This is a genomic window from Streptomyces geranii (genome assembly GCF_002954775.1).
Lineage (GTDB): Bacteria > Actinomycetota > Actinomycetes > Streptomycetales > Streptomycetaceae > Streptomyces > Streptomyces geranii.
Genome location: NZ_PJME01000014.1, coordinates 198247 through 205794 on the forward strand (window position 1 = coordinate 198247; position 7548 = coordinate 205794).

The window sequence follows — 7548 nt, forward strand, 5'->3', positions numbered from 1 at the left end:
ACCCCCAACCCCCCCAACCCCCCTAACCCCCCAACCTCGAACCGAGCACATTCCCGTACGTCCCGAAGGGAGCCGCGTGATGCGCGCAGCCGTACTGCACGAGATCGGGCAGGACAAGCTCGACGTCCTCGACGACGTCGAGGCCGTGGGCTTCGGCCCCGGCAGGGTGAGGATCCGGGTACGGGCCACCGGGCTGTGCCACTCGGACCTCTCCGCCATGAACGGCGTACTGCCGCAGCCCGCGCCCTTCGTCCCCGGCCACGAGGGCGCCGGCGAGATCCTCGAAGTCGGGGACGGGGTAACCCACTTGAAGCCCGGTGACCGGGTCGTCGTCTGCTGGCTGCCCGCCTGCGGTGTCTGTCCCGCCTGCAAGCGCGGCCAGACCGAGCTGTGTCTCGCCGGGTTCATGAACGCGGGCACCCCCAACTTCCGCCGCCCCGGCGGAGATGTCTTCGGCATGGCCGGCACCGGCACCTTCACCGAGGAGGTCGTCGTCGACGCGGGCTGCGCCGTGCCCATCCCCGACGACGTGCCCTTCGACATCGCCGCGCTCATCGGCTGCGGGGTCACCACCGGACTCGGCGCCGCCATCAACACCGCAGCCGTGCAGGCCGGTTCGTCGGTCGCCGTCATCGGCTGCGGGGGCGTCGGCATCTCCGCGATACAGGGCGCCCGGCTCCAGGGCGCCGCCGAGATCGTCGCCGTCGACCCGGTCCAGTCGCGCCGGGAGGCCGCGCTCAAGTTCGGTGCCACGAAGGCGGTTTCACCGGAGGAGCTGGCCGACGCCAAGCAACAGCTCACCGCGGGCGAGGGGTTCGACTACGTCTTCGAGGTCGTCGGCCGCTCCGCCACCGCCCGCACCGCCTACGACACCACCCGGCGCGGCGGCACGATGGTCGTCGTCGGCGCGGGCGCCATGGACGACAACCTCCAACTCAACATGTTCGAGCTGTTCTTCGACGAGAAGCGCATCCTGCCGTCCATGTACGGCGGCGGCGACGTACTGCGCTCCTACGAGCGCACGATCGCCCTCTGGCGGGCCGGCCGCGTCGACCTCGAAGGCCTCATCACGCACCGGGTGCCGCTCTCCGGCATCAACGAGGCCCTCGACCAGATGCGCACGGGGACCGCGCTGCGTACGTGCATCGAGATCTGACAGCTGAAGCCGGAGGACTGTGGATGTCACTGCCACTCGATGGGCTCGCCGCGATCGTCACCGGCGCCGGGCGCGGGCTCGGCCGGGTCGAGGCGCTGGAGTTGGCCCGGCTCGGCGCGGCCGTCGTCGTCAACGACTACGGTCAGCCCGGCCGGGACGGCTCGGGCGAGGCGTCCGCCACCCCCGCCGAGGAGGTCGTCGCCGAGATCCGCACGGCGGGCGGCACGGCGGTCGCCCACACCGGAGACGTCGCCGACCACCAACAGGCCCGGGAACTGGTCGAGTTGGCGATCGCCGAGTTCGGCAAACTGGACGTCCTCGTCAACAACGCGGGCATCCTGCGCGACCGCATGGTCTTCTCCATGACGGAGGGGGAGTGGGACGCCGTCATCCGGGTCCACCTCAAGGGCCACTTCAACACGACCCACTTCGCCGCCGCGCACTGGCGGGGGCGGTCCAAGGCGAGCGGCGCCCCGGTGTACGGGCGGATCGTGAACACGTCCTCGGAGGCGTTCCTCGCCGGTTCGGCGGGACAGCCCAACTACGCCGCCGCGAAAGGCGGAATCGTCGGCCTGACCACCTCCACGGCCCTCGCCCTCGCCAAGTACGGCGTGACGGCGAACGCGATCTGCCCCCGCGCCCGGACCCGGATGACCGAGGACGTCTTCCAGGGCCTGGGCCAACCCGAGGCGGGCCTCGACCCGCTCGCCCCCGAGCATGTCGCCCCGCTCGTCGGCTACTTGGCGTCCCCGGCCGCCGCACACGTCAACGGCCAGCTCCTCGTAGTCCACGGTGGCATGGTCGCCGTCGTCGAACGCCCCCGGGTGGCCGCCAAGTTCGACAGCAAGCAGGACACCTTCACCTACGACGAACTGGACGCCCTCCTCACCCCGCACTACGCGCAGCGGCCCCCGGGCGAGACGTTCGCGGCGGCGGAGGTGCTCGGCCTCAAACGTGCCTGAGACGGCAGCGGCTCCGCCCGTACGAGAGGGGCGGAGCCGTGCCGAACCTGCTTACCGTCAGGCCCTGTTGTCGGCCTGCTCGGACGGCTTGCGGTGCCGGCCGTTCGGGGTCGCCTCGTCGTTGTGGACCGAGACCGGACCCCGGTGCTTGCCGTGGCCGCCTCCGTGACCCGTGCCCTCCTGGGCATCGGCGGACAGCGGGTGCGTGATGCTTGCGTCGTTCATCGGAATGGTTCACCCCGTCAACATGATCTTTCTAACAGCCGGACGATCTTAACCGGCACAGATCGGGGTGACACGAGCCGCACGCGCCGACCGGGACTACTTCGTTACAAGCGTCGTCACTTCGTTACCGGGCTTCCCGCTCTTCGCCACGACCCGTGCCAGCGGCGCCTGTTGCAACGGCACCGGCCGGGCCACCATGACGGGCGCCGGAGCGCTCACCTCGGGCTCCCCGTCCCGTGCGTCGCCCTGCGCGTCGTCCCGCGTCTCGACCCGCACCCGGGCCACCCCGCACGGCACCTCCCCCGTCGCGTACGGCAGTTGAAGCTCCCCGTCCCTGCTCCACAGCCCGACCCCGCGCAACCACCCCTCCGGCGCCGGAAGATGCCGCACCCGTCGCCCGGCCGGCCGCCACACGCCCACCCAACTTCCTGCCGCCCCCTCGACCCGCAGCGCGACCCCGCACCCCTCCGGCGTCAGCACCTGCCCCGGCTGGATCGCGAACGGCGTCAGCGTGCACCCGTCGATCCGCAGGCACTCCGGGAACCGCACCGGCAGCGTGCTGCCGAGCACCCCCCAGCCCAGCCGCTGCGGCCCGCCCGGCGCGGGCGCGTCCGAGCCGATCAGCAGCAGCCCGCTGTCCGCGTCCGCGAGCAGCAGCCGGTCGTCGCTGTCCGCCGAGATCTGCAGCAGCGGCGACACCTCGCCGTCCCGCTCCAGATCGACCACGACCGCCTTCGTCCGCCCCCCGACCTCCCGGTCAAGGGCCAGCAGCCGCCCCGTACGGTCCAGCCAGACCCCGCCCGAGCAGCGCCCGGGCACCTCCGTGACGTACTCGGGCCCGAAGGCGCCGCCCGCGACCAGCCACACCGTCGTCGAACGCCGGCCCAGCGCGAGGGCGTACGCGCGGTCGCCGCCCGGCGCCGGGGGCAGCAGCCGCAGCGGGGTGGCGGGGTCGGGGCACTCGACGGCGCCGAGGGGGAGTTCGCCGGTGCCGGGCCCGGTCGGATAGAGCAGCGCGAAGGTGTGCCTGCCGTCCACCAGCCGGTGGATCAGCACCCGCCCGTCGCCCATCGGCAGCACCTGCGTGCCGGGCTCCTCGGGCTGGTTGCCGGGCAGCGGTACGGCGTACGGCTCGGGTCCGTCGAGCGTCCAGCGCTCCGGGAACCAGGAGTCGCCGCTGCGCGCGAGCCGGGCCGCGTAGGCACCGTCCGCGGTGATCACGCACTCCGCCGCCGGGGACAACCCGTCCTCCGTGCCGGGTTCGATCGCACAGGCCGTCATCGATCGGTCACCTCCGGCGACGAAACTAGTTATCGCACGTACAGACGTGGGACCGGGCGGCGACCACTTCACACATAAGGGTGGCCAAGTAACGATTCACCTGAGGAAACGGTGGCGCGTGTGCTGGCCGGGACCGGGGCGACAACGGGAGAGCCGCACCGGTTCAGCCGTACGGACCAGCCAGGTAGCCTTGCGTTCGTGCCCCGTCTGTCTGTGCCCCGTCTGTCGGAAGTCATCGCCGCGCTCGACGCCCTCTGGCCCCCCGAGCGGGCCGAGAGCTGGGACGCGGTCGGCACCGTCGCGGGCGACCCCGACCAGGAGGTCTCACGGGTCCTGTTCGCGGTGGACCCCGTCCAGGACATCGTCGACGAGGCGGTGAAGCTGGGCGCCGACCTGCTGGTCACCCACCACCCGCTCTACCTCCGGGGTACGACGACGGTCGCGGCGGACACCTTCAAGGGCCGCGTCGTGCACACCCTGATCAAGCACGACATCGCCCTGCACGTCGCCCACACCAACGCCGACCGCGCCGACCCGGGAGTCAGCGACGCCCTCGCCGGCGCCCTGGACCTGCGGGTCGTACGCCCCCTGGTCCCGGACCCCGCCGACCCGGCGGGCCGACGCGGCCTCGGCCGGGTGTGCGAGCTGGACCACCCGCTGACCGTCCGCGAGTTCGCCGCCCGCGCCGCCGAACGGCTGCCCGCGACCGCGCAGGGCATCCGCGTCGCGGGCGACCCCGAGGCCCTCGTCCGCACGGTCGCCGTCAGCGGCGGCTCCGGCGACAGCCTCTTCGACGACGTACGCGCGGCCGGTGTGGACGCCTTCCTCACCGCCGACCTCCGCCACCACCCGGTCTCGGAGGCCCGCGCCCAAAGCACCGACGGAAACCACCAGCCCCTCGCGCTGCTCGACGCGGCGCACTGGGCCACCGAGTGGCCCTGGTGCGAGCTGGCCGCCGCCCAGCTCGACGAGATCTCCGACCGGCACGGCTGGGGCCTGCGGGTCCACGTCTCCGCCACGGTCACCGACCCCTGGACCGCCCACGCGGCGTCCACCACCACCTCTGAAGCACTGGGAGCCCCCAACTGAACGCCGCGCCCGCCGACCAGATCCGCCTTCTCGACGTCCAGTCCCTCGACGTTCGCCTCCAGCAGCTCACGCACAAGCGCAAGTCGCTGCCCGAGCACGCCGAGATCGAGTCGCTGACCAAGGACCTCACCCAGCTGCGCGACCTGCTGGTGGCGTCGACGACCGAGGAGAGCGACTGCGCCCGCGAGCAGACCAAGGCCGAGCAGGACGTGGACCAGGTGCGCCAGCGCGCCACCCGCGACCAGCAGCGCCTGGACTCCGGCGCCGTCAGCTCGTCCAAGGACCTGGAGAACCTGCAGCGCGAGATCGTCTCCCTCGCCAAGCGGCAGGGCGACCTGGAGGACGTCGTCCTTGAGGTCATGGAGCGCCGTGAGTCCGCCCAGGAGCGGGTCGCCGAGCTGACCGAGCGGGTCGGCGCCGTCCAGGGCAAGATCGACGACGCGACGGCGCGGCGCGAGGCGGCGTACGAGACCCTCGACGGCGAGGGCGCCACGGTGACCAAGGAGCGCGCGGTCATCGCGGGTTCGGTCCCCGAGGACCTCCTCAAGCTGTACGACAAGCTGCGCGCGCAGCAGGGCGGCGTCGGCGCCGCGCGCCTCTACCAGCGCCGCTGCGAGGGCTGCCGCCTGGAGCTGAACATCACCGAGGTCAACGAGGTGAAGGCGGCGGCTCCGGACGCCGTACTGCGCTGCGAGAACTGCCGCCGCATCCTGGTGCGTACGTCGGAGTCGGGTCTCTAGACCCACGAACGGATAGCCAACGGGTAGCTAAGGAGCTTGTGGCGTGCGGGAGTTCATCGTCGAGGCGGACGGCGGTTCCCGGGGCAACCCGGGACCCGCGGGCTACGGTTCGGTCGTCATCGACGCGGCCACGGGCGAGACACTGGCGGAGACGGCCGAGTACATCGGCGTCGCCACGAACAACGTCGCTGAGTACCGGGGCCTGATCGCCGGCCTGCGCGCGGCCCACGAACTGGACCCGACCGCCGCGATCCGGGTCCGGATGGACTCCAAGCTGGTCGTCGAGCAGATGTCGGGCCGCTGGCAGATCAAGCACCCGGCCATGAAGCCGCTGGCGGCGGAGGCCGCCATGGTGTTCCCGGTCGTGCAGGTGACGTACGAGTGGATCCCGCGCGAGCAGAACAAGCACGCGGACAGGCTCGCCAACGAGGCGATGGACGCGGGCAAGCGCGGCGAACAATGGATCGCGGGCTCAGGCCGGCAACCCAAGGGGCGCGAGGAACTGCGCGACCAGCCCCCACCGGCCGCAACCGCGACGACTACCGCTGAGGCGAAAGCCGAAGCCGACGCCCGCGCCGCAGGCAAAGTAGCCACCCCCCGCACAGGTTGGGCCCCCGCGGACATGGGCGCCCCCGCCACCTTCGTACTGCTCCGCCACGGCGAAACCCCCCTCACCCCCCAGAAACGCTTCTCGGGCAGCGGCGGCACGGACCCGTCCCTCTCGGACGTGGGCCGGGACCAGGCCGAGCGGGCGGCGGCGTCGCTGGCCGTGCGCGGCACGATCGAGGCGATCGTCGCGTCCCCCCTGACCCGCACCCGCCAGACCGCCGCCGCCGTCGCGACCCGCCTCGGCCTCGACGTGACGATCGACGACGGCCTGCGCGAGACGGACTTCGGCGCGTGGGAGGGCCTGACCTTCGGCGAGGTGCGCGAGCGCTACCCGGACGACATGAACACCTGGCTGGCCGACCCGGAGGCCGAACCGACCGGCGGCGGCGAGAGCTTCGCGGCGACCGCACGCCGGATGGCGGTCACCCGCGACAAGCTGGTGGCGGCGTACGCGGGCCGTACGGTCCTGCTGGTCACCCACGTGACCCCGATCAAGACCCTGGTCCGGCTGGCCCTGGGCGCCCCGCCCGAGTCCCTGTTCCGCATGGAACTCTCGGCGGCCTCACTGTCGACGGTGGCGTACTTCGCGGACGGCAACGCGAGCGTACGACTGTTCAACGACACGTCCCACCTGCGCTGAGCCGCGCCACCACCTACTTGAGGGCGGCTGCCTCGCGGGCCAGCGCCTCGACCCGACCCCAGTCGCGGGCGGCGACGGCATCCGCAGGAAGCATCCAACTCCCGCCCACACAGGCGACGTTGGGCAACGCGAGGTAGTCGGGTGCGTTGGCGGGCCCGATCCCCCCGGTCGGGCAGAACCGGGCCTGGGGGAGCGGCCCGGACAGCGACTTCAGATAGGCGGTCCCGCCGGCGGCCTGCGCCGGAAAGAACTTCATCTCCGACACGCCGCGCTCCAACAGCGCCACGACCTCCGAGGCCGTGGACACCCCCGGCAGGAACGGCACCCCGGACGCCCGCATCGACTCCAGCAGTACGTCGGTCCAGCCCGGGCTGACGAGAAAGCGCGCCCCGGCCGCCAGCACGTCGGACACCTGCGCGGGCGAGATGACGGTCCCGGCGCCGACCACGGCGCCCGGCACCTCGTCGGCGATGGCCCGAACGGCGTCCAGGGCGACAGGCGTACGCAGGGTGACCTCAATGGCGGGCAGCCCCCCGGCGACGAGCGCCCGGGCGAGCGGCACGGCATCGCCCAACTCCTCGACGACGACCACGGGGATGACGGGGGCGAGATCGAGGACGGAGGGGGCGGGTGAGGCGCTCATGCCTCACATCCTGCCGAGCCTTTGCGTGACATGCAAAGGACGTTGCACATGTTGCAATGCGACCAGGTCGTCCACCTAGGTCGTGTCCGCAAAGTGGTTGGCGCGTTGGTCTGTTCGTGGTGCGTCGTCATGAGCTGACTGATCAGGCATGGGCAGTGATCGAGCCGCTGCTGGTTCCGCCTCGGATGGGACGGCCGGTGCGG

General features: G+C 72.2%; 8 protein-coding genes. 5 read left to right on the forward strand and 3 right to left on the reverse strand.

Going from position 1 to position 7548, the window contains the following annotated elements; all coding sequences use genetic code 11:
- Positions 1–79 precede the first annotated feature (79 nt).
- Both CW359_RS20935 and CW359_RS20940 read left to right on the forward strand, forming a co-directional pair.
- On the forward strand, positions 80–1156 hold the full coding sequence (locus CW359_RS20935; protein ID WP_105971556.1) for a Zn-dependent alcohol dehydrogenase: 1077 nt from the start codon (positions 80–82) through the stop codon (positions 1154–1156).
- Between the two features lie 23 nt (positions 1157–1179).
- Positions 1180–2118: a 3-oxoacyl-ACP reductase gene (locus CW359_RS20940; RefSeq protein WP_198655306.1), complete on the forward strand. Its 939-nt coding sequence runs from the start codon at positions 1180–1182 to the stop codon at positions 2116–2118.
- A gap of 57 nt (positions 2119–2175) precedes the next feature.
- Here the strand turns inward: CW359_RS20940 and CW359_RS45905 are convergent, their stop codons facing one another.
- Together CW359_RS45905 and CW359_RS20945 are read right to left on the reverse strand one after the other, a co-directional pair.
- Positions 2176–2343, reverse strand: a complete 168-nt coding sequence (locus tag CW359_RS45905; protein WP_198655307.1) for a hypothetical protein — start codon at positions 2341–2343, stop codon at positions 2176–2178.
- Positions 2344–2439: 96 nt separating this feature from the next.
- Entirely contained in the window at positions 2440–3624 is a 1185-nt protein-coding gene (locus CW359_RS20945; protein WP_105971558.1) for a hypothetical protein, read from the reverse strand.
- Between the two features lie 213 nt (positions 3625–3837).
- On the opposite strand from CW359_RS20945, the gene CW359_RS20950 reads away from it, so the two are divergent.
- From CW359_RS20950 to CW359_RS20960, 3 genes are read left to right on the forward strand one after another with little or no spacing between them, the layout of a single operon-like run.
- Positions 3838–4713, forward strand: a complete 876-nt coding sequence (locus CW359_RS20950) for a Nif3-like dinuclear metal center hexameric protein (protein WP_105971560.1) — start codon at positions 3838–3840, stop codon at positions 4711–4713.
- Positions 4710–5453: a zinc ribbon domain-containing protein gene (locus CW359_RS20955; protein WP_105971561.1), complete on the forward strand. Its 744-nt coding sequence runs from the start codon at positions 4710–4712 to the stop codon at positions 5451–5453. The genes CW359_RS20950 and CW359_RS20955 overlap by 4 nt, the downstream gene beginning before the upstream one ends.
- A 43-nt stretch (positions 5454–5496) precedes the next feature.
- Entirely contained in the window at positions 5497–6702 is a 1206-nt protein-coding gene (locus CW359_RS20960; protein ID WP_105971562.1) for a bifunctional RNase H/acid phosphatase, read from the forward strand.
- A 13-nt stretch (positions 6703–6715) separates the two neighbouring features.
- On the opposite strand, the gene eda is transcribed toward CW359_RS20960, so the two are convergent.
- The gene (gene eda / locus CW359_RS20965; RefSeq protein ID WP_105971563.1) at positions 6716–7345 is read right to left on the reverse strand and encodes a bifunctional 4-hydroxy-2-oxoglutarate aldolase/2-dehydro-3-deoxy-phosphogluconate aldolase; all 630 of its coding nucleotides are present in this window, start codon (positions 7343–7345) and stop codon (positions 6716–6718) included.
- Positions 7346–7548: the final 203 nt, after the last annotated feature.